The sequence below is a fragment of the Massilia antarctica genome (genome assembly GCF_015689335.1).
In the GTDB taxonomy this organism is placed as follows: domain Bacteria; phylum Pseudomonadota; class Gammaproteobacteria; order Burkholderiales; family Burkholderiaceae_D; genus Telluria_A; species Telluria_A antarctica.
The window spans coordinates 4,182,826-4,206,305 of the sequence record NZ_CP065053.1 but is presented as its reverse complement, the minus strand read 5'-3'; the positions used below and the strand labels follow the sequence as shown (position 1 = coordinate 4,206,305).

At 69.4% G+C, this 23,480-nt stretch carries 28 protein-coding genes; 8 read left to right on the top strand and 20 right to left on the bottom strand.

Annotated elements, in window-relative coordinates; all coding sequences use genetic code 11:
* The first annotated feature begins 55 nt into the window (after positions 1-55).
* Together IV454_RS18875 and IV454_RS18870 are read left to right on the top strand one after the other, a co-directional pair.
* Positions 56-469 (top strand): hypothetical protein, encoded by a 414-nt coding sequence (locus IV454_RS18875; RefSeq protein ID WP_206087326.1) that lies wholly within the window; start codon positions 56-58, stop codon positions 467-469.
* 324 nt (positions 470-793) lie between these two features.
* On the top strand, positions 794-1,228 hold the full coding sequence (locus tag IV454_RS18870) for an N-acetyltransferase (protein ID WP_229521707.1): 435 nt from the start codon (positions 794-796) through the stop codon (positions 1,226-1,228).
* Here the strand turns inward: IV454_RS18870 and IV454_RS18865 are convergent.
* From IV454_RS18865 to IV454_RS18820, 11 genes are read right to left on the bottom strand one after another with little or no spacing between them, the layout of a single operon-like run.
* Positions 1,225-1,689, bottom strand: coding sequence for a lytic transglycosylase domain-containing protein (locus tag IV454_RS18865; RefSeq protein ID WP_229521705.1), 465 nt, complete (start codon positions 1,687-1,689; stop codon positions 1,225-1,227). The two genes, IV454_RS18870 and IV454_RS18865, sit on opposite strands and share 4 nt — an antisense overlap.
* Complete coding sequence (pilV, locus tag IV454_RS32900) at positions 1,656-2,969, bottom strand: shufflon system plasmid conjugative transfer pilus tip adhesin PilV (protein WP_229521703.1); 1,314 nt, start codon at positions 2,967-2,969, stop codon at positions 1,656-1,658. Before pilV ends, IV454_RS18865 begins: the two co-directional genes overlap by 34 nt.
* A 10-nt stretch (positions 2,970-2,979) precedes the next feature.
* Entirely contained in the window at positions 2,980-3,414 is a 435-nt protein-coding gene (gene pilM, locus IV454_RS18860; protein WP_206087324.1) for a type IV pilus biogenesis protein PilM, read from the bottom strand.
* Positions 3,415-3,417: 3 nt separating this feature from the next.
* On the bottom strand, positions 3,418-4,389 hold the full coding sequence (locus tag IV454_RS18855) for an ATPase, T2SS/T4P/T4SS family (protein WP_206087323.1): 972 nt from the start codon (positions 4,387-4,389) through the stop codon (positions 3,418-3,420).
* Between the two features lie 22 nt (positions 4,390-4,411).
* Complete coding sequence (locus tag IV454_RS18850) at positions 4,412-4,936, bottom strand: type 4 pilus major pilin (protein ID WP_206087322.1); 525 nt, start codon at positions 4,934-4,936, stop codon at positions 4,412-4,414.
* A gap of 59 nt (positions 4,937-4,995) precedes the next feature.
* Entirely contained in the window at positions 4,996-6,072 is a 1,077-nt protein-coding gene (locus tag IV454_RS18845; protein ID WP_206087321.1) for a type II secretion system F family protein, read from the bottom strand.
* Positions 6,062-7,612: a GspE/PulE family protein gene (locus tag IV454_RS18840; protein ID WP_229522338.1), complete on the bottom strand. Its 1,551-nt coding sequence runs from the start codon at positions 7,610-7,612 to the stop codon at positions 6,062-6,064. Before IV454_RS18840 ends, IV454_RS18845 begins: the two co-directional genes overlap by 11 nt.
* 56 nt (positions 7,613-7,668) lie before the next feature.
* Positions 7,669-8,241 (bottom strand): type IV pilus biogenesis protein PilP, encoded by a 573-nt coding sequence (pilP, locus tag IV454_RS18835; protein WP_206087319.1) that lies wholly within the window; start codon positions 8,239-8,241, stop codon positions 7,669-7,671.
* A complete protein-coding gene (gene pilO2, locus IV454_RS18830) occupies positions 8,231-9,511 on the bottom strand; it encodes a type 4b pilus protein PilO2 (RefSeq protein ID WP_206087318.1) in 1,281 nt (426 codons plus the stop codon). Before pilO2 ends, pilP begins: the two co-directional genes overlap by 11 nt.
* A 10-nt stretch (positions 9,512-9,521) precedes the next feature.
* Positions 9,522-11,189 (bottom strand): PilN family type IVB pilus formation outer membrane protein, encoded by a 1,668-nt coding sequence (pilN, locus tag IV454_RS18825; RefSeq protein WP_206087317.1) that lies wholly within the window; start codon positions 11,187-11,189, stop codon positions 9,522-9,524.
* Positions 11,186-11,716, bottom strand: a complete 531-nt coding sequence (locus IV454_RS18820; protein ID WP_206087316.1) for a toxin co-regulated pilus biosynthesis Q family protein — start codon at positions 11,714-11,716, stop codon at positions 11,186-11,188. The genes pilN and IV454_RS18820 overlap by 4 nt, the downstream gene beginning before the upstream one ends.
* A gap of 24 nt (positions 11,717-11,740) precedes the next feature.
* Here IV454_RS18820 and IV454_RS18815 point away from each other — a divergent pair, with 24 nt between their 5' ends.
* Together IV454_RS18815 and IV454_RS18810 are read left to right on the top strand one after the other, a co-directional pair.
* The gene (locus IV454_RS18815) at positions 11,741-11,992 is read left to right on the top strand and encodes a hypothetical protein (RefSeq protein WP_206087315.1); all 252 of its coding nucleotides are present in this window, start codon (positions 11,741-11,743) and stop codon (positions 11,990-11,992) included.
* Positions 11,986-12,687, top strand: coding sequence for a response regulator transcription factor (locus IV454_RS18810; protein ID WP_206087314.1), 702 nt, complete (start codon positions 11,986-11,988; stop codon positions 12,685-12,687). Before IV454_RS18815 ends, IV454_RS18810 begins: the two co-directional genes overlap by 7 nt.
* A gap of 19 nt (positions 12,688-12,706) precedes the next feature.
* On the opposite strand, the gene IV454_RS18805 is transcribed toward IV454_RS18810, so the two are convergent.
* Genes IV454_RS18805 through IV454_RS18790 form a run of 4 tightly spaced genes read right to left on the bottom strand, consistent with a single transcriptional unit; the run spans position 12,707 to position 15,689 of the window.
* Complete coding sequence (locus tag IV454_RS18805; protein WP_206087313.1) at positions 12,707-13,192, bottom strand: hypothetical protein; 486 nt, start codon at positions 13,190-13,192, stop codon at positions 12,707-12,709.
* Positions 13,162-15,036, bottom strand: coding sequence for a type III secretion system outer membrane ring subunit SctC (sctC, locus tag IV454_RS18800; protein WP_229521701.1), 1,875 nt, complete (start codon positions 15,034-15,036; stop codon positions 13,162-13,164). The genes IV454_RS18805 and sctC overlap by 31 nt, the downstream gene beginning before the upstream one ends.
* The gene (locus IV454_RS18795; RefSeq protein ID WP_206087312.1) at positions 15,033-15,452 is read right to left on the bottom strand and encodes a hypothetical protein; all 420 of its coding nucleotides are present in this window, start codon (positions 15,450-15,452) and stop codon (positions 15,033-15,035) included. Before IV454_RS18795 ends, sctC begins: the two co-directional genes overlap by 4 nt.
* A 3-nt stretch (positions 15,453-15,455) precedes the next feature.
* Complete coding sequence (locus IV454_RS18790) at positions 15,456-15,689, bottom strand: hypothetical protein (RefSeq protein WP_206087311.1); 234 nt, start codon at positions 15,687-15,689, stop codon at positions 15,456-15,458.
* 210 nt (positions 15,690-15,899) lie between these two features.
* Here IV454_RS18790 and IV454_RS18785 point away from each other — a divergent pair, with 210 nt between their 5' ends.
* The 4 genes from IV454_RS18785 to IV454_RS18770 are packed head-to-tail and all read left to right on the top strand — an operon-like array spanning position 15,900 to position 18,399.
* On the top strand, positions 15,900-16,322 hold the full coding sequence (locus tag IV454_RS18785; protein ID WP_229521699.1) for an EscF/YscF/HrpA family type III secretion system needle major subunit: 423 nt from the start codon (positions 15,900-15,902) through the stop codon (positions 16,320-16,322).
* A complete protein-coding gene (sctJ, locus tag IV454_RS18780) occupies positions 16,319-17,158 on the top strand; it encodes a type III secretion system inner membrane ring lipoprotein SctJ (RefSeq protein ID WP_229521698.1) in 840 nt (279 codons plus the stop codon). The genes IV454_RS18785 and sctJ overlap by 4 nt, the downstream gene beginning before the upstream one ends.
* A gap of 3 nt (positions 17,159-17,161) precedes the next feature.
* A complete protein-coding gene (locus tag IV454_RS18775) occupies positions 17,162-17,758 on the top strand; it encodes a hypothetical protein (protein WP_206087310.1) in 597 nt (198 codons plus the stop codon).
* 14 nt (positions 17,759-17,772) lie between these two features.
* Positions 17,773-18,399: an HrpE/YscL family type III secretion apparatus protein gene (locus IV454_RS18770; RefSeq protein ID WP_206087309.1), complete on the top strand. Its 627-nt coding sequence runs from the start codon at positions 17,773-17,775 to the stop codon at positions 18,397-18,399.
* Between the two features lie 91 nt (positions 18,400-18,490).
* On the opposite strand, the gene sctV is transcribed toward IV454_RS18770, so the two are convergent.
* The 5 genes from sctV to IV454_RS18745 all read right to left on the bottom strand — a co-directional run bounded on the left by sctV (position 18,491) and on the right by IV454_RS18745 (position 23,474).
* The gene (sctV, locus tag IV454_RS18765) at positions 18,491-20,584 is read right to left on the bottom strand and encodes a type III secretion system export apparatus subunit SctV (RefSeq protein WP_206087308.1); all 2,094 of its coding nucleotides are present in this window, start codon (positions 20,582-20,584) and stop codon (positions 18,491-18,493) included.
* A 664-nt stretch (positions 20,585-21,248) separates the two neighbouring features.
* Positions 21,249-21,530 carry a hypothetical protein gene (locus tag IV454_RS18760; RefSeq protein WP_206087307.1) on the bottom strand — a complete coding sequence of 94 codons (282 nt, stop codon included), beginning with the start codon at positions 21,528-21,530 and terminating at the stop codon, positions 21,249-21,251.
* Positions 21,527-21,952 carry a hypothetical protein gene (locus IV454_RS18755; RefSeq protein ID WP_206087306.1) on the bottom strand — a complete coding sequence of 142 codons (426 nt, stop codon included), beginning with the start codon at positions 21,950-21,952 and terminating at the stop codon, positions 21,527-21,529. Before IV454_RS18755 ends, IV454_RS18760 begins: the two co-directional genes overlap by 4 nt.
* A complete protein-coding gene (locus IV454_RS18750) occupies positions 21,949-22,293 on the bottom strand; it encodes a hypothetical protein (RefSeq protein WP_206087305.1) in 345 nt (114 codons plus the stop codon). The genes IV454_RS18755 and IV454_RS18750 overlap by 4 nt, the downstream gene beginning before the upstream one ends.
* Positions 22,293-23,474, bottom strand: coding sequence for a hypothetical protein (locus IV454_RS18745; RefSeq protein WP_206087304.1), 1,182 nt, complete (start codon positions 23,472-23,474; stop codon positions 22,293-22,295). The genes IV454_RS18750 and IV454_RS18745 overlap by 1 nt, the downstream gene beginning before the upstream one ends.
* Between the last annotated feature and the right edge of the window lie 6 nt (positions 23,475-23,480).

Genomic DNA, 23,480 nt, shown 5'->3' with positions numbered 1-23,480 from the left:
CATTGGGCTACCCATCCTGCATCGCTCCGACCGCTCACTTATCCTAGAAGGTACTATGCAGCAACACGACTATGTCCCGCCAGAGGCGTTCGGTGGCTCGGCCGCTGCTGTCCTGCGCTGCCTGCGCGAGCTGGTCGAACTGACGGGCCAGGACAGCGCCGGCGGCCCTCCGGTACTGGAGCTGCGCTTCGACGATATCGTCACGCTGACGTCGCTGGCGGCCGACGCGCCGCAGCCCTTCCTGTGCGTGTCCGTGTATCTGCCACGCCGCGCGCTGGTGCCGGCGGCGGCGGCCCCGCTGGCTTGCCCCGGCTATCCCGGCGGCGAATGGTTGTGGGACGCCAGCGAAGGACGTTACATCATCCTGCACCACATCGGCATCGAGCAGTTGGTCGACGAGACCGATCTGCTCGACACGATCCTGGCCGCCAAGGACAAGGCTTGCGCCTGGCTGCTGTCGGTATCGTAGGGGGCGGCCGGGGCGCCAAAAAAACAGTGCGCGTGCAGGTGCGCGCACGGAACTTTAGCCCGCCCGGCCCCACTCATGAAGACTCCAACCGGAGTTGCAATCGACCACATTGAAAGGAAGTACCATGCCTATGCTCGCTCCTGTTCTGACCGCAGTTTCCACCATCGCATCGATGATCCCTACCCCACCACCACCACCGCCACCGCAGGAACACAAGACAGACGCTAGCGCCATTCTCTAAGTGCGCCGCGGCGCGCCACCGCCCGCGCGGTGGCGCGCCTTGTTTCCCTGCGCAATTCCCCCTTCTTTCCGCACGGAGTCCCCATGGCCGACTTGCGCCTGACCCCCAGTGCCGATCTCGGCCTCATGTACGATATTGAACAGCAGCGTTACCCCAGCGCGCTGACCGCCCTCGCAACGCGCGAGCGCGCCATCGCCCATTACAGCGGCTGCCCGTCGGTCGGCTATGAAATCGATGGCGTCGCCGCCGGCGGCGCCGTGTTCGACGGCCACGAACTGCACTTGGCCGTGCTGCCGCAATTCCACGGCCGCTGGGCCTGGCTGCTCAAGCCCACCCTGGACTGGCTGTTCGCGCAGTGCGACCCGGTGCGCGTGCGCATCGAGCAGGACAACGCGCGCTGCATCCGCTTCATGGACAGCGGTGGCTGGCAGCGCCTGGCCGAAGACCCGCACTACATTACCTATCTGCTCAGCAGCACCAGCGCGCACGTCTTCCGGCGCCGCCGCGGCGCGCGCTAGCGCCGCGCCGCCTCGCGCGGCAGGTTGCGGTACACCTTGAGCGCGTAAGCGAGCCGTTTCTTCGGATCGGCCGCATTGTAGGCCCCCACCGCATCCCATGAATTGCCGAGCCGGCGCATATTTTGTGCCAGAATCCACGCGCCGACGTGGATGCTGGTGCAGGCATCGTACAGCTGGCGTTCCTCGATGCCATGGCGGCGCAATGCCGGCAGCCAGCCGCTGTTGATCTGCATCAGCCCGATGTCGTAGGAACCGTTGGCGTTGGCGCGGCCGCGCGCCAGCGGATCGAGGCCCGACTCGGTGCGCGCGATCGCGTACAGCAGGCTGGCATTGACGCCGTAGCGTGCGGCCGCCTCTTGCCAGCAGGCGTCGGCGCGTCCGCCAAGCAGCGCCAGGGCCAGCGCCCACGCCGGATAGCGCAGCGCCTTCACCGGGACAGCGAGCCGTTGATGTACTTCCACACCGCGTTGTCCGGCGTGGTGCCGGTGCAGATCAGCGGCAGCGGCGGCGAGGCCGAATCGAGCACGATGGTGCCGATGATATTGACGCGTACCGGCGGATTGGCGCCGGCCAGCCACTTGTTGCATCCCGCCCCCGGCACATAATGGCTGCCGATCGAATAAGTCGCCGCCCAGATGTAATCATCGGCCACCAGCGTGTACGCGTGCACGTGGTCATACACCTCCAGGTCACCCTTGATCTCGCCGTTCCTGCCGGCGCTCAGGTCGCGCCCGGCCTTGACGTCGGCGCCGGCCGTCAAGCTGCCCCCGATGTCCAGGTTGCCGTTCTGGTCGGCCGCCAGCGGCCGCCATGCGCCGCTGGCCTCCTTGTAACTGAAGGCCAGGGCCAGCGAGGTCACCAGCCGCACGTCGCCATCCTTGCTGTCCGCCTGCAGCGCCAGGTCGGCATATCCGGCCACCGGTTCCTTCCAGGACGACGTGCTGGCCACCTGGCGCCAGTGGTTATCGCCGCTGCAGTGCATCAGGTTGCGCGCGCCATCGATGGCGATGGCGGCGCCGCTGCACGGATCGTCGGCCGTCACGACCGCCGCCGCGCCCATGCCGATCGGCGCGTTCATCTGGTTCAGCTCGGGCATGCCCGGCACCCGGTTACGGTACAGGAAATCGGCCGCCTGGCCGGCGCCGTCGAAAAACAGGGCCGAGACCAGGCTGCCGGCGCCGGCCGCCGTACCGCTGCAATTGGTGCCGACAAAGCTGGCCAGGGTGGGCGTGGTGGCGGGACCGAGCGACCAGGCACCGGCCGCGCTCTGCGCCCGTGCCGGGTCGCGGCTGCTGATAAAGCCGGCGCCGGCGCTGGCGGCGGCAAAGGCCAGCACCCGGTCCGGGATCGGCGCGCCTTCGCCGACCACCAGCGCATCGAGCACGATGGTGCTTGGCGCCAGCGCCGATTTGACGCGCGCACGCACCAGCAGGCAGGCGCTCTGGCCGTAGGGATTGGCGGCGGCCATCCCGGGCGGCAGCATGCCGGCCGCGCGCAGCATGGCCGGCGTGATCGCCACGGTTTGCCCGACCTTGGCCGGCAGCGCCAGCGCGCCATACTGGTCGGCCAGGTAGGTGCTTGCCGCGGCCGCCATCGCCGACTGGTATTGCGCGCTGCGCTGCGCCTTGGCGTCTTCGAGGCCGGTGTCGATCATCGACGCCAGGCCCGCCACCAGCATCGCGGCGATCATCAGTGCGCCGAGAATTTCGATCATGGCGATGCCGTGCTGTTTATGGTGCATGGTGCTGTCCTCAGTTGGCCGCGGCCAGCCATACCGGGCCGCCGTTCGGGATCTCCAGCGCCGGCGTGGCGATGGTGCTCGGCGCGCCGGAGAGCGCCGGCCGGAAAAAGCCGTCGCTGAAGCGGCCCACCATCCGCGAGCGCTGCGAAAGCGCCAGCAGCTCGCCCGTCAGGCCGGGCCGCGGCGCCAGCGCATAGACCAGGACCGTGCCGTCGGCCAGGCGGTAGTTGGCGAAACCGCCCTGGTCCGGCTGGGCCATCGGCGCCGCCTGATACTGGTCCGGGTGGGCGGTAAAATAGGCCACCACCGCCTGCCGGTAAGCCGCCATCGCGCTGGCCTGGCCGCGCTGCGCGGTGCGGCTGGCCAGCGCGCCGGCGTCGCCCTGCCCGGCGCAGTACCAGGTGGTCAGCGCCAGCAGCACGGCGACGATCATGGCGTTGAACATGGCTTAGCGCTGCGCCATGGGAATGGCCGCGCTGGCGGCGATCAGGACGGCCATCTGCTGCCTGGCGATGGCCGCCAGCAGATCGTACTGGCCGCTGCGCAGATGGCTGCGCGCCGACGGCGCCTCTTTCAACATCAGCATGTCGGTCCTGAGCGTGATTTTGGCGCTCGCGCCAAGCTGCTGGTGCAGCACCCCGGCCAGGCCGTCGGCCATCAAGGCGCGCGCGTGGACCGCGCCGAGGCGCTCCGCCGCCAGCGACTCGAGCTTGCCGATCGCCTGGGTGGCGCTGTCGGCGCGCATGGTACTGATCAACAGGTAGCCGTCGATGCTGGCGCGCAGCGCGGCCACGGCGGACTCCTGGTCGCGGATCTCGTCGAGCAGGATGATGTGCGCGCCGCTCCCCAGCACGCGCCGCAGCGCCTCGGCGACGCTGGCGTCGGCGCCGGTGCCGGTCTGGTAGCAGACGCCGTCGCCATAACTGCCTTCGAGCGGCAGTTCGATCAGCGACTCGCCGGTGAGGGCCACGCCGCCGTGCGCCGCCAGGCGCTCCTTGACGATGGCGCAGGCGGTGCTGGTCTTGCCCGATTTGGCGGCGCCGGCGACCAGGAACAGGCCGGACAGGCCGCGTCCCAGCAGCGCCGGGATGAACGCGTTCGGGATGCCCAGTTCGGCCAGCGAACGGATCGTGCCGGCCAGCTTGCGCAGCACGAATACCTGCCCGCCCGCGGTCACCATGGTCGTCATGTGGTAATCGACGCCATCGTGCGCCACCCGGCAGCGGGCCGGCGCGCGCGGCCCCGCCAGCGCCGCCTTGCAGACCCCGATCAGCAGGTCCAGGTCGTCGCGCAGCGCGGCGCTGGCGCACAGCGGATTGGCGGGGGCGCCGGGGACGTCGCAGAAGCGGTCCTCCAGGGTCGGGTGGCCCAGGTACAGGTCGGAAAACACCAGTTGGCGCACTGCGGTGACATCAAGCATACGATGGTCGATGGGTGATGGTTCAATTGGAGGTGAAGGTCAGCGCATTGCCTCCGGCGGCGCTCACGCTGCAGGCGGTGGCGGCTGCGGCCGGCGTGATCGGGAATGTCGTGATCGACGCCGAGCCCGGCGCGGCGATCGACTGCCAGCCGCTGGCCCCGACCAGGGTGGCCAGGCATACGTCCTGCGGCAAGCCCGGATAGGCGATGGTGAAGCTGCCGCCGGTGCCGGTGACGACCACATTGCCGCCCCAGACGTTGGTGGCGGTGCCGGTGGAGGTCACCGCCAGGGTGCCGGGAAAGGCGCCGGCAGTCTTGAGCGTCTGGTTCAGCGCGGCGCTGCCGTAGCCCTGGCCCATGTACAGCTTGCGCACGGCGGTGCGGATGGCGGTCACTTCCTCGCAGGCCTGGTTCGATTGGGCGCTGCTGAAGGCGCCGGTCAGCAGCGAGACCGCGCCCAGGATGACGATGGCGGCAATCCCGAGGTAGGCGATGGCTTCCAGCAGGGAGGCGCCGTTTTGGCGGCGTGGGTAATGGATCGGTTTCATGGTGTTCTCCAGTCGATAAGCAAATAAAAAACTACGGTTAAAAAAAGAGGGAATCGGGGTCAGCGCATGCTGCGCGTCATGCTGGCGATTTCCTGCTGAATGCCGAAAAAGCCGGTCACCAGCCAGGCGATCACCAGTGCCAGCGCGATCACCGCAAAGCCGTTGAGCACCTTCATCTGGGCACTCACGGTCTCCACGCCATCGGCCAGCCATTCGTCGGCCAGGATCTTGAGCGCGTCGGCAAAGCCCTTGTATTCGGCATACACGCACAGGTCGTCGACCACTTCGGGCGAGGGAAAACCGTAACCGGCGTTGCGCAGGGCCTCGCCGCAATTGAGGCCGGACTTGACCCCCAGCAGCGCGCCGTCGAGCCGTTCGCGCAGCCATGGCGGGGCCTGGCCGGACAGGCGCTGCAGCGATTTTTCGACCGTGATGCCGGCGAACTGCAAGGCCGAAAACGCCATCAGGAAGCCGCTCCCGACCTGCAGCCGGTAAATCGAATACGGCGCGTAACGGTCCAGCACCACGCGCACGTTGCCGCGCCAGCGCGGCATCGACAGCCCGACCGCCACCAGCACCAGCAGCATGGCGCCGACGATCGGCAGCATCCATTGCTGCACCAGCTGAGACATCAGGTACAGCGAGCGCGCCGAGCCGCGCCACTTCTCCGGGTCGACCATGCGCGCGAACTGCGGCACCACCGTCACCCCGAACACATACAGGTAAGCGAGCACCATGGCCAGGATCGCCAGCGGGTAGGACAGGCCGCCGATGACCACGCGCTGGATTTCCTTCTGCGACTTGACCACCCCGGCCAGCACCTGCAAGGTCACTTCCAGCCGCCCGGACTGCTCGCCGGCCAGGATGATCATGCGTTCGGTGCTCGGGACCCACCATTCCAGGCCATCGCCGAGAAAGCGCCCGTTCTGCACCGTGCGCCGGCAATCGGCCAGCACGATGGCCAGCGGCTCGTTCGGTTTGCGTCCCTCGCTGGCGGCGCGCTCCCACAGCTCATCGAGAATTTTCAGCAGCGGCACGCCGTTGCCCAGCATGGCCGCGATCTTGCGGTACACGCGCAGGCGCACGGCCGCGCCGAACTGGGTGCGCGCCCACCAGCGCTGCAAGTCAACCTGCATGGAGCGCCTCCACCACGTTCAGATGGCGCTCGGCGCGCGGCGCATCGAAGGCCAGGTGGCCCACCACTTTCTCGGCCATGCGCGGATCGACCAGGCCGGCCGCGACCTTTTGCAGCGCGTGTTCGAGCAAGGTCTGGCCGCCCAGCTCGCGGCGCCAGTAATCCAGCGCCTGGCCCTTGGCGCCGCTGCGGATGAAATCGAAAAAGCGTGCGTCCGGCGTGATCACCTCGGCCACCACGGTGCGCCCCGCCGTGCCCTGCTCGCGGCAGGCCGGGCAACCCGGCCCGGCCACGCACACCCGCTCGAACGCGGCGCCGGTGGCCTGGCGCACCCGCGCCAGCAGCGGCGCGGCCAGCGCCTCGGGCGCCTCGCCCAAGGTCACCTTGCAAGCGGGGCACAGCAGCTTGACCAGGCGCTGGCTGATCAAGCCGGTCACCACCAGATGGTCGGCCACCATGCTCAATGGCAGGCCCAGGTCGAGCAGGCGGTCGACGATCGCCATGGCGCTGTTGGCGTGCACCGTGGTCCACACCTGGTGCCCGGTCATCGAGGCCCGCAGCGCGCTCTGGGCCGAGGCCTTGTCGCGCATTTCGCCGATCATGATGGTGTCCGGGTCGAGCCGCATGGCGTTGCTGATCGCCGCCGAAAACAGGCGCGAGCGCTCTTCCTCGGTGCCGGCGTTGGTCACCGAGGTCTGCACCGCGCCGTCGATCGGATACTCGACCGGGTCTTCCACGGTCAGCACGTGCAGCTTGTGCCCGGCCTCCTGGATGGCGCCGCTCAGTACCCGCTGCAGGGTGGTCGACTTGCCCGAGCCGGTCGGGCCGCTGATGATGTTCATGCCGGTCGGCTGTTCCTTGAGCCGCTGCATCTGCTCGGCATGCGGCTCGCTAAAACCGAGCGGACGCAGGTCGATGGTGTCGCCGGCGTCGTTGTACAGCAGCCGCAGCACCATCAAGGTGCCCTCGCTGGTGGGCGCGGTGGCGATGCGCACGCCGTACAGCTGCGGCGGCAGCTTGTCGCGGTCGGCGATGCTGGCATCCTGGCGCTCGGTCGGCTTGTACGAACTGTCGGACACCGAGGTCATCGCGCCGTACAGGGTGGCCAGCAGGCGCTCGCCGTATTCGGAAGTCTGGCTGCCAATCCGCACCAGGTCGTTATGAATCCGAAAATAGGTTTCGGTGCTGCAGCGGCGCACCCGGATGTGGATGTCCGAGGCGCGTTCGCGGCAGGCGCGGTTGAGCAGCTCCTTGGCCGTCACCTGCATCATGGAGTGCTCGTGGCGCCGTCCGCCCTGCTCCCCCGCGCCATTGTTGTACAGGGCGGCGATGGTCTCGATATCGACCACGCTGACCGTGCACTCGCGCGCCATCTTCTGCAGCCGCGCGCGGTAGGACAGCACATGCGGATTGGATTCCTGGCCCTGGGCGATCAGCAGGCGGCCGTCGGACAGCAGGCACAGCAGCTTGCGTTCCTCGGCGCTGCCTTCGAAGGCGCCGGAACGGCTCAGCACCTGGGGCGCGCCGGCGCCGCGCGCCACCGCTGCCTGGGCCTTGGCCGGGGCCGGGGCCGCGCCGCGCACGCTGGCGAAGGGAATCAACGCTCGCCCCCTTTGGCGCCGGGGAACAGCGGTGGCAGGGCGAGCGCCGGACGTGGCGCCGCCACCGGATTGAACGGCGCCGCCGCGCTGTCCGCGAGATGCAGGCGCAGGCGCTTCTTCCTGGCCGTTTCGACAATCACGCCGTTCGATTCGATGCTCAGCACGCGCATGCCGCCGGCCAGCACATCGCCGGCGCGCACCTCAACCACGGCGCCGCTGTCGAACAGCAAGGTCGCACACTGGTGCTGGCCGATGCCTTCGAGCGACTGCACCACCGGGCTGGCCGCGCTCGCCGCACCGCCCAGGCGCGCGCCCTCGTCCTGGCGCCCGGCGATCTCGTTCTGGCGCTGCGCGATGGCCGCCCGCACCGCCAGCTGGCGCTCGCGCGCCTTGAGCACCAGGGTCTCGGATTCGATCCGGGTCAAGGTGTCGGACGCGTTGACGGTGGCCGGCGCCGGCGCGCCCGCGGCAGCGCGCGCGCCGGCAGGGACGGCCACGGTGGCGGGGCCGGCGCCGGCACGGCCAGCGGCCGCCGCCAACAGGAACAGCAGGCACAGTTTATTTCGCATAAATGACTCCTTCCAAAGACCAGATTCCGGCGCGGTAGCGCAATCGCTCGAGCCGGATGCCCGGCATGTCGAGGATCGCGGCCACTTCCAGCGGCGAGACGCCGACCGGCCCGATCGCATACGTATAGGTGTACCAGTCGGGCGCCATGGTTCCCTCGGCATTGCCCGCGGGCGGCGGCGGCGGCGTCAAGGCCAGGTGCAGGCCCAGGTTCATCAACTGCAGGCGCGACTGGATGCCCGCCACCAGTTGCTGGCGCGGCAGCAGCACATCGTCGGCGCCGGCGCCGGGCGCGAACGGCAGCGCCAGGGTGGCGGTGTCGCCGCCGATATCGACCTGGGCTTGCGGCACTTGCGCCAGCAGCAGATCGACGGTCGATTCCTGGCGCGCCCAGGTGAAGCGCTGTTCGGGTGCGCCGCAGCTGTATTCGGCCAGGGCCCAGCCGCCGGGTGTGAGCTGCGCGAGCCCGGCCACGCAGGCGCGCGCCACCTTGACCGGGGCGGCGCTGTGGATCCACGGATGCGGCGCCGGCGCCAGCGCCGCCCTGGGACGCGGCAATCCGGCCTGGCGCGCCATCTCAGCCACGGCGGCCATGCGCTGCGCCTGCTGGCGCAGCTGGTACTGGCGCCAGCCAAGGCCGGCGCCGAGCACCAGCAAGGCGCACACGGCGGCAGCGGCCGCCAGCATGCGCGGCGACAGGCGCGCGGCGGTCGGGCGCAGCATCCAGGCCTTGCTGACCTTGATGCGCCCGCCGGCCGGTTCGCCCAGCACGTCCTCGATGCTGCGCTCGCGGAAATTGTGGAAGCCGTAGTGTTCCAGCTCGGCGTCGCCGATAACCAGGTTCCAGCCACCCAGGCCATAATCGCCGTGCAGGCGTTCGAAGACTTCCTCGCGGCTGCCGGCGAAGTCGCCGTTGGGCAAAAAGTTGGCGTCGCGCACCGCGAAGTAAGCCCAGTTGCCGTCCGCCAGGCGGAATGCCGCCAGCCAGTTGTGCACCGGCTGGTTTTCGCCGTCGTAGTGGGCGCCGTCGCGTGCCAGCCGGCTCGCCACCGCCGCCGCCAGCGAATACACGGTCTGGCGCGCACCGGAACCGCTGTGCGCGAAGCCGGCCTGCGCAGTGGAATACTCGCGCCGCAGCACCACCAGGTCGCAATCGATCTTGCGCGCCAGGTCGGCCGCCTCGCGCGCCAATTCGCGCGGACGCGACAGCGACTGCCAGAACAGGCCGCAGATGAACTTGTGGCGCCCCAACTCGATGATGGGATTGCTCATCGCGCCCGCCTCAGCCGCCGGCCATGGTGGTCGGGGTCACCAGGATCACGATCACTTCCTTGCTGGCCTTGCGCGCCAGCGCGCCGCCCAGCACGAAGTTGGCCGGATGGCCGACGCCCTGGCGGTCGAGGTCGTCGTCGGTCTGCTCGAAGCCGCTGATGATCAAGGTCTCGTTCGACTTCATCGCGACCCGCTGCAGGAAGTTGCGGGTGTCGAGCTCGGGCGATTCGATGCTGCTGCCGCTGCTGCCGCTGCCGCTGGTGACGCGGCGGATCTGGCGCAGGGCCGAGATGTCGGTCGAAAATTGCAGCATCACCGTGCCGTCGTCCAGCAGATGCGGCAGGATGCTCATGTTAAAGCCCGAGGTGACCACACCAGGCGTGAGCGAGGTGGTCGAACCGGCCAGCGGCGAGGTGGTGGTGTCGGACGACTTCAGGTAGCTGGTCTGCTTGGCCACCTGCACCGGCACCGGCTGGTTATTCAAGGTCACCACGCTGGCACTGGTCTGGCGCCGCACCTTGCCCTGCTGCGACAGCGCCTGGATCATCAGCGAGCTGCCGGCGAACTTGCCGTTCGACGAAGCGAGCACGCCGGCCGAAAACGCCGCCGCGCCGCCGCCGGGCGCGCCGGCGATGGTGTTGCGGATGCCGTAAGTGTTGAGCAGATTGCTGTACACCAGGTTCCAGTTGATGCCGTACTCGTCGGCGTCGCTCAAGGTCACCGACAGCACCGTCACGTTGATCGCGATCTGGCGCGCCATGGCCTGGTTTTCGCTGTCGATAAAGGCGGCGATGCGTTCCATGGCGTCGGGCGTGTCGACCACGGTGATGCTGCCGGTGGCGGGCGACGCGACCACCTGGCCGTAAGGCGAGAGCATGGCGCCGATCGATTTTTGCAGGTTCGAGTAGACCGACAGCTGCGAACTGACGGCCGTATTCTGGTTGTTGCTGGCGCTCACGCCATTGCTGCCGCCGCCGCCACCACCGCTGCCGCCGGACACGCCGCCGCTGGACGCGGCGCCGCTGCTGACGGTGGCGCTGAAGGTGGCGTCGCCCGGCAGCGCGTTGATCTGGAACGAACGCGCTTCGGTATGGAAGAACAGGATGGTGCCGCTGGCGTATTTCCAGTAGACGCCGTAGCGCGCGGCCACCGTGTCGAGGAAGTTCTGGAAGTTGCCGTTGCGGTAGGCGATGTGCACCGGCTCGGCCCTGGGCACGGCGCTTTTCGGCGGCGCCGGGTTCAGCGGCGGCACGATCGGCGCGACCGTGCCGGCGCCCGCCGCTCCTGCGGCGGCGGCTGCGGCGGCGGCCGGCGCCAGTGCGCCGCCGGCCACGGCCAGCGCACCGGGACTGACCTTGGTCGGAATGCCCGAACGCATGGTGATGCGCTCGGCCAGTTCCGCCAGCGACGCAACGGTGCGATCGAAACTGGCCGGCTCGCCAAATACCGGCGGCAAGGCCGGCGCGCTGGCCAGCTTGACCGTCTTGTGGCCGAGCCAGATGCCGTCGGCGTGCAGCACGACGGGCGCCGCGAGCGGCCTGGCCGTGCCGACCTGGCGCGACAGCTGCGCGATCTTGTCGCCCGGGTCGCCGAAGGTGCGCGGGTCGCGCTGCGCGATATCCGAGCACGCCGCCAAGCTGGCACACAATGCCAGCGCGGTCATCGATCCGGCTTTCATGGTTGCCCTCCTCTGGCGACGATGCGAATGACCCGGTTGCCCTTGTAGAAAATCGCCTGCAGCGGCGTGTCGGCGCCGGCCATGCTGCGCGCGACCGCTTCGATCGCCTGTTCCAGGCTGCCGCCGACCATGGTGTCGCGTTCGACGGCGTAGTCGACCGGCGCTTCCCACACCAGCTGCCAGCCTTCGCTGGCGGCCCAGCGCATCAGCGCCGTCTTGAGGGTCTGGTCGGCGGCCTTGAGCTGCCAGGCCTGCGGCGGCGCTGGCTGCACTGGTTGCACTGGCTGCGCTGGCTGCACTGGCTGCGCTGCGGCCGGCACCGGCGCGGCGGCCACCACGCCCGCCGGCTCGTCCACGCAATCGGCGCCGTCGATCCAGGAGCCGTAAGCGGGCAACAGCAACGGCTGCGCGACTGCGGCCAGCGCCAGGGCCGGGGCGGCGGCGGACGCCAGCGGCAGGCATGCGCCCAGCAACATCAGCAGGACAGGCCGCGAAAAAAATAACAGGAACTTGAGCATATGCGGCATGAATGAGAAGCGTCAGATGTAGAAATGAACCCGAAAAAAATAACCGGCCTCGCCAACGTGGCGCTCACTTTCCGCGCCTCCAGTGACGATGAGTGTCGCCAGAATCGAAGCGGTTCCATTTTTCTCCAAATATTCTTCGCCAATGTCGCAGAAACGCCGTGGTTATTGGCTCCAAGCAAAAAATTCCTTGCCGCGCGATGCGATTTGCTGATACAACAGCGGTCGCAACATTTACCACTTCATCAAGACTATTTCCGGGGACCAACAGCATGCTGAATAATTCTGAGAGCATCGGCTGCTACGTGCGTAGCGACGGTCTGTTCGCCAGGCTGCAGACATTGCTGCAGCAGTCCGGTTTTGGCTGCGAGCGTTTCGCATCGGAGAACAGCCTGTCGCGCATGCTGAGCCGGCGCGGCTTCACGCTGCTGCTGATCGACATCGGCAATCACCGCGACGACAGCGAGGATTTCGTCTCCTGGCTCAACTGCCGCACCGGCAACAGCACGCCGGTCATCGCCCTCTCGCAGGGCACGCCGGAGATGGCGGCGCTGGCGCTCAACGCCGGCGCCGATGACTTCATCGGCGCCCATTTCGAGGCGGTCGAGGCGATCGCGCGGATACGCGCGGTGATCCGGCGCCATCGTCCGAACAGCGTGCGCCGCACCATCGCATTGGGGAAATTTACCCTGGACCGCGAGGCGGCCAGCGCCGCCTATGACGGCGAGACAGTGGAATTGACGCCGCGCGAATTCACCATGGCCTGGCTGTTCTTTTCGTCGCCGGGCGTGTTCATCTCGCGCGGCACCATCGGGGCGTCGATCTGGAGTGCCGACAGCGAGGTGGCGGGCCGCACGATCGAACAGCATGTCTACAAGCTGCGCAAGAAGCTGCAGTTCGGGGTGGAGCGGGGCGTGATCATCCGCACCTCGTACAGCCAGGGTTACCGGCTCGAATACACGCCGCCAGCCTGATGGGCGATGGCGGGCGGGCCTAAGGAAGGCGTTCCAGTTCGCGCCGCAGCGCGGCCACGTCGCCACGGCGCCGCCCGATGTGCTCGGGCGCGGCGGCGCCGGCCAGCAGGCGCGCCAGTTCCGCTTCGGCCGCTTGCAGCTCGGTGCCGATGATGTACCTGCGCCCGGCGTCGAGTTCGCGCTGGCGCGTGGCGTCGATGCGCGGAAAATTGGCCGGTCCCGGTCCCGGTCCCGGTCCCGGTTCCGGCCGCGGCACGCTCGCCGCGGCGAAGGCGGGCGCCCTGGCGCCGGGAGCGCCGCGGCGAGCCGGCGCGTCCAGCCGCGGCACGAGTTCGCGCGCGCCGGGCTGGGATGGACGGTAATTGGTGTAGCTGGCCACGCGCGTGACCGGATCGAGATACTTGAACAGCGCCGACTGTGCCGGCATGCCCAGGGCCGCCAGCAGCAGGCAGCCCAGTCGCGCCATGGCGCCGCTCAGCGCCACGGCGGCAACTGCCGTCTGCACAGCACGGAGCGCGCCCTGGTCGGCCACATGGCATCGGCCAGCGCAGTACGGCGCAGCAGCGGCGACGCCACCGCTGGCGCTGCGCCCGGCGCCAGCGGTAAAGCCGCTGCCACAGCCGGTGGCGCCGCCTCGCCGGCATACGCCTGCTGCCGCTGTTCGGCCGCCGCCAGGCGGCGCGCCGCCTTGTTCGCCTTCGACAGCTCGGCCGCGACCATGCCGGCGCTGCTCATGATGCGCGGCGTGATCAGGAACAGGCGCTCGCGCGTGCTGTGCGTTTCGCTGGAACTGCGGAACAGGCCGCCGATCAGCGGCATATCGCCCAGCAAGGGCACTTTCTGGCTCTGGCGCGCCACCGATTCGGCGTGGTAGCCGCCGATCATCAGGGTCTGCTGGGCGTCGACGATGGCCTGGCTGCTGATGCTCGACCGGGTTACGCTGTTGCGGGTGGTGCTCTTGTCCATCGCGCCATCCTCGATATCGATTTCCAGCCGCACCCGCATCAGCGCCCCCTCCTGCACGATGCGCGGCACCACCCGCAGCATGGTGCCGACGGTGATATCGGCCAGATCGGCCACCCGCTCGCCGACCAGCGGCACGTAGGCAGTCTGGCTCAGGTCCAGCACCGCCGCCACATTGTCGAGCGTGAGCACGGTCGGCTTGGCCAGCACGCGGGCGTCGCCGCTACCCTCCATCGCCTTCAGGCGCGCATAGAAGCGGGCGGCGTTATTGATCAGCAAGGTGGAGCCGGGCAAGGGCAAGTCGATGCCCTGCGATTCGGCGCCGCCGGCATTGATGGTGGCGCTGGTGGCGCCGCTCCTGACGCCCCACTCCACGCCCAGTTCGCTCAACTTGCTGCGGTCGATGTCGACGATCAGCGCCTCGATCTCGACCTGGCGCGGCTCCACGTCGAGCTGCGCGATCAGGGCCTGGTAAGTGGCGCGCCTGGCGACATCGTCGTAGATGATGATGGCGTTGAGCGATGGATCGGCATCGATGCGCACCCGTTCGCCGCGAGTGGCACCGGCCGCCCTGGCGCCGCGCTGCTCCGCGGGCGGCGCGGCGGCCTGCTCGCCGAGCTCGCGCGCGCCACCCTTGCCGACCGGCGCGCGGCGCGAATGCTTGTCGCTGCCGACGTCGAACTCCTTGCCCGGCGGCGCGCCCGCCGGCTGCGCCGGCTCGCTGTCGAGCAGCCGCCCGAGGATGCTCTTCATGCCCGGCACCAGCTCTTTCTGGCCACGGGTGGTGATGGTGCGGTCGGCGGCGCTGGCGTACTTGAGGCGGAACACCATCACTTGCCGGCCGCTGGCCGGCGCGTCTTCCGGCTTGTGGTCCGGCAGCAGCAGCGAGCGCACCAGGTCGACGTAGATGCGCGGGCCGCTGACGATGATCACGCCCTCGTCGGGCAGTTCACCCCAGCCGAAGCGCGCATCGAACAGGCCCACGCCGCTCAAGGCGGCCTTGGCGTCCTGCACGGCGTCCTCGCCGACCTGCAGCCGCACCGCGATCTGTTCGCCGCGCGGCACCACGTACACGGTCTCGTTGTAGACGAACCAGCGGAAACCGGCAGCGGCGGCCAGGCGGTCGAGAAATTCGCTGCCCGTGGCGGCCTTGATGCGGGTCGGCGCCAGCACCGCGTCGGCCACGCGGCTGTCGACCTGGACCCCGTAGGCGGCGCCGAACTGCTGCAGCACGCGCGACAGGCGCAGTCCCTTGGCGTCGACGGCAAAGCCGGTCTCGTTCCAGCTGGCGGGCGCCACGGCGGCGGCCGGCGCCGCCTGCGCCAGGCAGGCGCCCAGCAGCACGGCGCGGGCGACACCCGCCAAGTGCGGCCTGAGCCCCATCATGGCCGTGCTCCGCCGAGCAGCTGGCGCATGCGCTGTTCGTGGCGCGCGGCGCCGCCGGCCGGCGGGCGCGGCCTGTCGCGTGGCGGCGCCAGCGCGGCGCGCCAGGCTGCCAGCTGGTCGAGCAACTGCTCCAACGCCGGCGCGGCGGCGCTCCAGCCGCCGCAGGACGGCAGCCAGCAGCTCAGTAGCAGGCCGTCGTCGGACTGGCTCAGGCCGGCGTCGAAGTGGGCCGCGCTGGCGAAACCGTGGCGCAGTGCCGCCAGCACCTGCGCGCCGCTGGGATCGGGCCACAGGCAGGCCGTCAGTTCGGCGCCGCCCTCGCCCGGCCGCAGCCAGACCGATTCGCCATCGATGGCGATGCGCTCCCCGAGCGGCTGGGCGCACAGCCAGCGGGCCAGTTGGTCGTGATTATCCATGGCTTACTTGGACTCCGCGAGGACGGTCTTGAGCGGCTTTTCGTACAGCTTCGATTGCGCCTCCATCGCGCGCCGGGTCACCGAACGCTGCTCGAGCATGTGCAGGAAGCTGTCGGAGTCCGGTTGCTCGCCGGCGGCCTCGGCCGCCATGAACTCGCGCATGCGCAGGTCGCTGTCGTCGAGGTGGGTTTCCAGGCGCCGCAGCGCACGGCTGGTCGGGTTGTTATCGTATGACATGCTATTTTTTCCTCGTGGCGAATATGAACGGCAGCGGCGACAGCCCGGCATGGCTGGTGAGTGGCGGTCGGTTCCGGTTTAGTTCGCGCAAAACGAAAAGAAATACCGCCCCGGGAGCACGGAACCTTCGCGGCGGCCGCGACACTTATCCGCAGTAGTCCGAACACTTCCCGCTCAACCATTCTTATGCCGCCCAGCGCGAGTACCTCCATGCATATGCCCGATCTTCTCAGCAGCACATTGCCGGCCCCCGGTCCGGATGCGGCAGGCAGCGCCGCCGCCGGCAAGGACGCGCTGCACCTCAGTCCCGTCAACGAGACCGCATTTCGCGAGATCATGGCGCGCGAGCTCGGCCAGCGCGGCCAGGACGCCAATGCCGTGCCCAAGGCGGCCCCCGGCCAGGCCTCGCTCGGCGAGCGCGTGATGCAGCGCGCCAGCGCCCTCTCGGACGAGCTGCGCAAAGACCAGCAAACCATCTCCAGGACCCTGGAGCAGGCGGCCCGCTCGGGCGACTCGATGCAGCTGATGAAAGCCACCCTGGCACTGAGCGACTACCAGACCCGCGTCCAGTTCGTCTCCAAGGCCGCCGCCAAGGCCACCACCGCGCTCGACCAGCTCACCAAGCTGCAATGACGATGAGGTCCGTGCGCCACCTGCTGGCCGCGCTCCTGCCGCTGGCGCTGTGCGCGCTGCTGGCCGGCTGCGGCAACCGCGCCAACCTGCAGGTCGGCCTGAACGATGCCGACGCCAACGAAATCGTCACCCTGCTCAGCCGCTACGGGATCGAGGCGCAGAAAGCCCCCGCCAAGGAGGGCGTGACCCTGACCGTCAACGCCGACGATATCGCGCGCGCCACCACGGCCATGCAGGCGGCCGGCCTGCCGCGCCGCGCGCTCTCCGACCTGGGCCAGACCTTCAAGAAGGACAGCATGATTTCGACCCCGCTGGAAGAGCGGGCGCGCTATATCCATGCGCTGTCGGCCGAACTCGAATCGACCTTGCAGCAATTCGACAACGTCATCGCGGCCCGGGTCCACGTGGTGCTGCCCGAGCGCATTGCGCCGGGCGAACCGATCCAGCCATCCTCGGCCGCCGTGTTCGTCAAGTACCACGGCGAGGTGGACGAGGATACCCTGCTGCCGCGCATCCGCCAGCTGGTCGCGTCCAGCATCCCCGGCCTGTCGGGCGAAGGCGGGCGCGCCAAGGTATCGGTGGTAATGGCGTCGAGCGCCTATACCGCGCCGGTGGTCGAATGGAGCAACGTGGGACCGTTCCGGGTGCAGGCCGGTTCGGCCATGGCGCTGAGCATGACCTTGCTCGGCCTGGCGCTGCTGATGGCCGTGATGCTGGTCGGCCTGCTGTTTGCGCTGTGCCGCTACCATCCCGGCCTGGCGGCCTGGCTCAAAGACCACTTCGGCAAGGCGCCCGCCTTCAGTGCCGACGCCGTCGCACGCGACCAGGGCGACTAGGGCATGACTGCCGCCGCGCCGCTACCCGATGGTTTCCTGGACTGGTGGTTCGCACCCTGGCATGCGACCGCGCAGGCGCCAGCGCACGCCGCCATGGCGGGCGCGCTGTCGCTGCGCGATGGCTACCGCCTGTGGTGCGCGCAAGCGGGCCTGGCGCCCGGCTTGCCGCCCTGCTTCGAGCCGCGCTGGGCCGAGGCCAGCGGCACCGATCCCGCCGCGCTCGGCGCCGCCGCGCGCCTGTACGGCGGCCTGCTGGCGGCGCGCGCGCAGGATGCGGCGGCGCTGGCCACCCTGCCCCCCACCGAACGCGACTGGTGCCTGCGGCTGGCCGCCACCCAGCCGCTGCCGTGCTACGGCCGCGAACTCTATCTCGACGCCGACACGCTGGAACTGCGCGGCCTGTGCGAACTGGCTTGCCATCTGGAGGCCGCCTTTCCCGGCCTGTGGCCGCGCCTGCGCGGCGGCCTCGATGCCGCCAGCGTTGCACGCATCGCCGTCCTGCTGGGCGCCATGGCGCAGCCACTGGGCGCCGCCACGGCGGCCCGCGCCAGGCGCTGCTGGCTGCTGTGCCGCGTGCGCGCCGCCTCGCTTTCAACTTGAACAAGGCAGTCCCGATGAACGAATTCTGTGTCGCCAGCATTACCACCGACGCGCTGCTGCGCGCCGACCACGGCCTGTGGCGCGCCGCCGCGCTGACCTTGACCCGCGATGCCCGCGCCGCCGCCGAACACATCCTCGACGAGGCCAGGCGCACGGCCGAACAACTGCGCCTGGACGCCGCCGCCGAGGCGCGCGCGGCGGTGCGCACGGCTGAACACGAGGTGCTCGGGCGCGCCGCCGCGCTGCTGCGCCAGCTCGAACAACGCCATGCGCAATTGCTGGACGGCGCCCAGGCGCTGGCGGTCGACCTGGCGCTGGCCCTGTTCGAGCGCGCGCTGGCCGAGACCAGCCCGCGCGAGCGGCTGGAAGCGAGCTGCCGCCGCCTGCTGCAAGAAACCCCGCGCGCGCTGGCGCAGCCGGTGCTGTACCTGCATCCCGAGGACATGGCGCTGGCGCCGCCCGAAGCGGCGTGGGAACAGCGCAGCGACGCCACCTTGGCGCGCGGCGCCTGCCGCCTGGAAGCGGGCGGCGGCGAGTGGCGCGCCGACTTCGCGGCCGGGGCCGCCGCGCTCAGGGCGGCCTTCGACAGCGCCGCCCGCCAGGCGCCCGATCCGCGCCCCACCGCCATGCCGGATTCCTGACCGCGCCCGACGGCGCCATCTGACGCATCAGGGCGCAAACGCAAAAGCGGCCCGGGCCGCTTTTTTTTGCCACGCCTTCTTCCGGCCCGGCCTACACCTCGATCATGCCGACCGGCTGCACCCGGCTATGCTGGGTCAGTTCGGCGAACGCAAACACCGGCACCGAAAAGAATTCCTCCTCGATCAGGTTGCGCAGCGCGCGCCGGATGTCGGCCGCCGTCACCAGCACCGGCGACGCAGCCGGGGCGCCGCCGGTGCCGGACAGCTCCCCCAGGCGGTCGAGGATGGCTTGCTCGACTTCCGCTTCCAGCTCCAGGTAAGTGCCCTGGCTGGTCGTGCGCAGCGCGCCGCGCAACAGCTCTTCCAGCTCCGGGGAGAGCAGCACCACCTCGATCAGGCCGTCGCGCGCCACCTCGTGGCACAGCTGCCGCTTGAACGCCAGCCGCACATAGTCGGCGATGACATCCGGATCGCGCTCCTTGGGCGCCCATTCCAAGGTGGTTTCCAGCAGCAGGCGCGCATTGCGCAGCGAGACGCCCTCGCGCGCCAGCCGCTGGATCACCTCGGTCAGGCGCGGCAAGGTCACGCTCCTGGCCAGTTCCTTGCCCAGCTCAGGAAAGCGGCGGTCGGCCCAGGCGGTGAAGCGCTGCACCTCGTGCACCCCGATGAACATCTGGCAATTGCGCAGCATCTCGACTTCGACGTCGGCCGCGAACACCTGCTCCCAGCCCAGGTACTTGACCCCGGCCGCGTGCAGGCCGGCCTCGTCGATCAAGTCGACCCAGACGCGGCGCTGGCGCGTGCCGGCCAGGGTATCTTCCTGCGCCGCGAAGCCGAGTTGTTCGAGGCGCTCGACCGATTCGGTGCTGGCGCCATAGCCGCTGCGCATCTCGACATCGATCAGCGGGATTTCCGCCATCAGGAAATGGATGCGTCCGGCCGGCACCGATGCATGGAACTCGAAATCGATCGGCTGCAAGTCCGGAATGCCTTTCTGGTCCAGCACATTATTGCGCATGATGCGCACAGCGCGGGTGACCTTGTCGGCGGCCGCCGTGCCTTGCAGCGCGGCCGCCATGCGCACCGCGAACGGACGGGTGGCGGTGAAGGTGGTCAGGTCGACGATGCCGGCGTTCTTGCGCTCCACCTCGGCCGTCTGGCGCTGGCTGGCCGCCAGCGCGCGCGGCTTGAGCAGGCCGGCCGCGCCGCCGCCGCCGAGAAGCAAGGCCAGTATCATGAACACGGCGGTCGGCATGCCGGGAATCAGGCCGAACAGCAGCATGATGGCGGCCGCCGTGAGCAAGGCGCGCGGCTCGCCGAACAGCTGGGCGGCGATGTCCTGGCCGATATTGCTGGGCGCCTCGTCCGGCTTGTCGTCGCCGAGCGGCACGCGGGTGGTGATCATGCCGGCCGCCAGCGAAATGAGCAGCGCCGGGATCTGCGCGATGAGGGCGTCGCCGATCGACAGGATGGCGTACAGGCGCACCGCCTCGGACGCCGCCAGGTTGTGCTGCAACATGCCGATGGCGATGCCGCCCACCAGGTTGACCACGACGATGAAGATGCCGGCGATCGAATCGCCCTTGACGAACTTCATGGCACCGTCCATGGCGCCATGCAGCTGGCTTTCCTGGCCCAGCACGGCGCGCTTTTTCTTGGCCTCGTCGGGGCTCAGCAGGCCGGAGCGCAGGTCGCTGTCGATCGACATCTGCTTGCCCGGCATGGCGTCGAGCGAAAAGCGCGCCGACACTTCGGAGACCCGCTCGGAGCCCTTGGTGATGACGATGAACTGCACCACCGTCAGGATCAGGAAGATCACCAGGCCGACCACCAGGTTGCCGCCGACGACAAAGTTGCCGAAGGTTTCGACGATGTGACCGGCATTGCCTTCGAGCAGGATCAGGCGGGTAGTGGCGACTTCCAGCGCCAGCCGGAACAGGGTGGTCAGCAGCAGGACCGTGGGAAAGGTGGAGAACGCGGTCGGCCCGGGCATGTACATCGACACCACCACCATCAGGCCGGCGGCGCACAGATTGAGCGCGATCAGGATGTCGAGCAGCCAGGCCGGCATCGGCAGCACCAGCATGAAGACGATGGCGATCACCAGAGCGGCGGTCGCGAGTTCGGCCCGCTTGGCCATGCGGGCGGCGAGCGCGTTGAGGGACATGACGATGTTGTTGAGCATGCGGTTTTCCTGGCGTGGTGAAGAAAGTGGAACGGAGGGCCGCTGGTGCCGGCCGCTCCGGTTGAGACAATGGCTAGAGTGTGTCTGACAAGTCGGCGCGAACAGATTACATTTCGATACCGTTAATTCGTCGTTCCTGCCATTGGCAGAAACGACTTCCCGCGCAGGTCCCAGTTTCTATGAAACTCCTCAAATCTCTTGGAACTGTGCAAGCTCAGAGGCCGGTTCCAAATGGCGCTAACTTAAGCGCCGTCATTCCCACCATTGGCGGAAATGACTTCCCGCGCAGCCTCCAGTTTCCAAGAAACTCCTCCAATTCCTTAGAACGAGGCAAGTCCAGAGGTTAATGCCGCTAACTTAAGCTCCGTCATTCCCGCCATTGGCGGAAATGACTTCCTGCCATTGGCAGAAATGACCTCCCGCGAAGGGCTAGGCGCCCCCACGGCAATCCAAGTCCGACGCTCAGCCAACGGCTACGGAGCAAAATTCGGTTCCCGCCTTCGCGGGAACGACGGTTTTGACGTTTGTCATCAGAAATCCGCTAACCTAACGCCCCTAAGTTCAGAAGCCAGTTCTTGGAGAGGCGGGAATCTATGGCACCTTCGCTCAGTTGAGGTGCTATGGGGGAAACGCATGCGTTTCCCCTGCGCGGATCAGACACACCCTAGCCGGTGCCGCAGCGGCGCGCCAGCACGGCGCTCCAGGACGGGCAGGCGGCGGCGCGCGCCAGCAAGGCCGCGGTGTCCGGGTCGGGGCCGTCGAACAGCTCGACCTGGGCATACGCCACCAGCAGCGCCAGGCGCTGGTCGTCCGGCCAGATCTGGCGGCAGACCCGGCCGAGCCGGTACGCCGGCTCGAACTGGCCGGTGTTCAGGTGCCCCCACAGCAGGCCGATGGCCACGGCCAGGTCGAGCGGCATCGGGTTGTGGCGCGGGCGCGGGTTCATGCGGGCGCTCCGGCGCCGGTGTCGCAGCGCGCCAGTTCCATCTGCTGCAGGCGCAGGCGCAGCCGCACCGCGTCTTCGACCACCAGGATCGCCGCCATGCTGTCGGCACGCTGGGCCGGATCGAGCGCCAGCGAATGGTCGACCAGGCGCTTTTGCAGCGCGCGCAGGCCCGGCAAGGGATCGCGCGACCAGGCCGGATTGGCCGCCGTCAGGGCGGCGCCGAGAAAGCGGGTCAGCGGCGCCAGCGTTTCCTGGCCGGCCGGCGCCGCCGGCGGCAAGGAGGCCGCCGCTTCCCACGGCGACAGGTCGGTGCGGTTGAGCGCGGCGCTGCGCTCGGGCGCCGGCGGTCCGGCGATCCCGCCCTGGGCGTCGCCGCCGGGGCCTTCGGCGCGGCCGGCGCCGATCGCTGCGATGCGGCTCATGCCAGCAACTCGCGCGCGGCCTGCCATTGGGCGGCATCGGGCAGCGCCGCCTGACCGGAGGCGTCGTCGCGCAGGCGCCGCACCACATACCAGCTGCCGTCGCCCAGCATGGCCGGCAGCCAGCGCCCATAGCGCGCCGGCATGAGCGTGCGGCGCCGCAGCACGCGCTCGGGCAGCACGCGGTGCGCGCTGTCGCGTCCGAAGCCGAGCGCCACCAGGGCGCCGTCGGGCAAGGGATAGGCCAGCAGTTGCAGGCCGTCGTCCCCAGCCTGCCGCATCACGACCTGGCCATCGCGGGCCTGGCGCAGCAACTGCGCCAGTTGCGCTGTCATATGTTCCATCAAGTGCTCCTGGTGCTGAGGTGGTCCAGACGCAGCCGCGATTGCAGCGCGTCACCGGGTGCTGCCGACAAGGCCGGCGCGGCGGCATGGTGTTCGATGATCAGTTCTTGCAGCTGGTCGAGCAGGCGCGGGCGCTGGGACGGCGCGGCCCCGCTCCACATAGCGTCCGGACAGCGCGCGATGGTGGCGCGCAGGCTCTGGCAGGCGGCGGCGCGCTGGCGCGGCGTCAGGCGCTCCATGTCGACCAGCTGGCGCAGCAGTGGTGCGGCCTGGCCGGCGTCCGCTTCGCCCAAGCCCAGCAGCAGTCTGGCCAGCGCGCCCTGCCCGGCCAGCGGCGCGGTTCCGGCGCGCTCCGACAGCTCGCGGCGCAGCTCGCCCGCCAGCGCATAGCTGGTGTTGACCAGCTGGAAGCAGGCAGCGTCCTGCAGCGACAGCCACAGACGCGGACCGGAGCGGCCGCGGCGGCGCAATTCTTCGTGCAGCCGCGCCGGTGGACGGCCCAGCGCGCCAGCGGTGCCGGCCTGGTCCGCATGAGCGAGCAGGATGTCGAGCAGCGCGGCGGGCGCCAACGGCGAATCGCGGCGGCCGCTGGCCGGCGCGCCAAACTGGCGCCGCAGCGCGGACAAGGTGGGCGCGCTGGCGCCGGGCGCGGCGGCGTCCAGGGTGGCCAGCGCGCCTTCGAAGGCGTCGGCATGGCGCCGGCCCTCGGCGATGGCGGCGCCGTGACGCGCGCCCAGGCCGGCCTGCATCGCATCGAGCCGGGCGCCGACCGTGTCGCGCCGGCCGCTGCCATCGTCGGCTTGCTCGTCGAGCTGCTGGCGCGCTTGTTCCAGCAGCATCTGTTGCTGGAGCGGATCCTGGGTGCCCTGCCAGCGCTCGCGCCCATCCTCCCCCGGCTGCGCCAGCGACTCGATCAAGTGTGCGGCCGCCGTCGCGAGCGGTGTGTCGTACTCGTCCTGGGCGGCCGGAAGCGCGGCGGTCTGCGTGCGCGCCAGGCGGCGCGCCAGCGGCATGCGGACCTTGGGCAGATGCGCCTGGACCGTACCGATGCCGGCCAGGTCGTCGAAGCCGGCTTTGCCGATGGCTTCGCTAGCGGTGCCGGCAGCGCTCGCCGCCGACGCCACCGGCGCGCTCTGCGCGGACAGTGGGCCTTGCAGTGACGAAATCGATTGGCTTGCCATGCTGCG

Coding starts and splice junctions, on each gene's coding strand:
- IV454_RS18875 (WP_206087326.1), top strand. CDS start 56: ATGCAGCAACACGACTATGTCCCGCCAGAGGCGTTCGGTGGCTCGGCC.
- IV454_RS18870 (WP_229521707.1), top strand. CDS start 794: ATGGCCGACTTGCGCCTGACCCCCAGTGCCGATCTCGGCCTCATGTAC.
- pilV (WP_229521703.1), bottom strand. CDS start 2,969: ATGCACCATAAACAGCACGGCATCGCCATGATCGAAATTCTCGGCGCA.
- pilM (WP_206087324.1), bottom strand. CDS start 3,414: ATGTTCAACGCCATGATCGTCGCCGTGCTGCTGGCGCTGACCACCTGG.
- IV454_RS18855 (WP_206087323.1), bottom strand. CDS start 4,389: ATGCTTGATGTCACCGCAGTGCGCCAACTGGTGTTTTCCGACCTGTAC.
- IV454_RS18850 (WP_206087322.1), bottom strand. CDS start 4,936: ATGAAACCGATCCATTACCCACGCCGCCAAAACGGCGCCTCCCTGCTG.
- IV454_RS18845 (WP_206087321.1), bottom strand. CDS start 6,072: ATGCAGGTTGACTTGCAGCGCTGGTGGGCGCGCACCCAGTTCGGCGCG.
- pilP (WP_206087319.1), bottom strand. CDS start 8,241: ATGCGAAATAAACTGTGCCTGCTGTTCCTGTTGGCGGCGGCCGCTGGC.
- pilO2 (WP_206087318.1), bottom strand. CDS start 9,511: ATGAGCAATCCCATCATCGAGTTGGGGCGCCACAAGTTCATCTGCGGC.
- pilN (WP_206087317.1), bottom strand. CDS start 11,189: ATGAAAGCCGGATCGATGACCGCGCTGGCATTGTGTGCCAGCTTGGCG.
- IV454_RS18820 (WP_206087316.1), bottom strand. CDS start 11,716: ATGCCGCATATGCTCAAGTTCCTGTTATTTTTTTCGCGGCCTGTCCTG.
- IV454_RS18815 (WP_206087315.1), top strand. CDS start 11,741: ATGAACCCGAAAAAAATAACCGGCCTCGCCAACGTGGCGCTCACTTTC.
- IV454_RS18810 (WP_206087314.1), top strand. CDS start 11,986: ATGCTGAATAATTCTGAGAGCATCGGCTGCTACGTGCGTAGCGACGGT.
- sctC (WP_229521701.1), bottom strand. CDS start 15,036: ATGATGGGGCTCAGGCCGCACTTGGCGGGTGTCGCCCGCGCCGTGCTG.
- IV454_RS18795 (WP_206087312.1), bottom strand. CDS start 15,452: ATGGATAATCACGACCAACTGGCCCGCTGGCTGTGCGCCCAGCCGCTC.
- IV454_RS18790 (WP_206087311.1), bottom strand. CDS start 15,689: ATGTCATACGATAACAACCCGACCAGCCGTGCGCTGCGGCGCCTGGAA.
- IV454_RS18785 (WP_229521699.1), top strand. CDS start 15,900: ATGCATATGCCCGATCTTCTCAGCAGCACATTGCCGGCCCCCGGTCCG.
- sctJ (WP_229521698.1), top strand. CDS start 16,319: ATGACGATGAGGTCCGTGCGCCACCTGCTGGCCGCGCTCCTGCCGCTG.
- IV454_RS18775 (WP_206087310.1), top strand. CDS start 17,162: ATGACTGCCGCCGCGCCGCTACCCGATGGTTTCCTGGACTGGTGGTTC.
- IV454_RS18770 (WP_206087309.1), top strand. CDS start 17,773: ATGAACGAATTCTGTGTCGCCAGCATTACCACCGACGCGCTGCTGCGC.
- sctV (WP_206087308.1), bottom strand. CDS start 20,584: ATGCTCAACAACATCGTCATGTCCCTCAACGCGCTCGCCGCCCGCATG.
- IV454_RS18760 (WP_206087307.1), bottom strand. CDS start 21,530: ATGAACCCGCGCCCGCGCCACAACCCGATGCCGCTCGACCTGGCCGTG.
- IV454_RS18755 (WP_206087306.1), bottom strand. CDS start 21,952: ATGAGCCGCATCGCAGCGATCGGCGCCGGCCGCGCCGAAGGCCCCGGC.
- IV454_RS18750 (WP_206087305.1), bottom strand. CDS start 22,293: ATGGAACATATGACAGCGCAACTGGCGCAGTTGCTGCGCCAGGCCCGC.
- IV454_RS18745 (WP_206087304.1), bottom strand. CDS start 23,474: ATGGCAAGCCAATCGATTTCGTCACTGCAAGGCCCACTGTCCGCGCAG.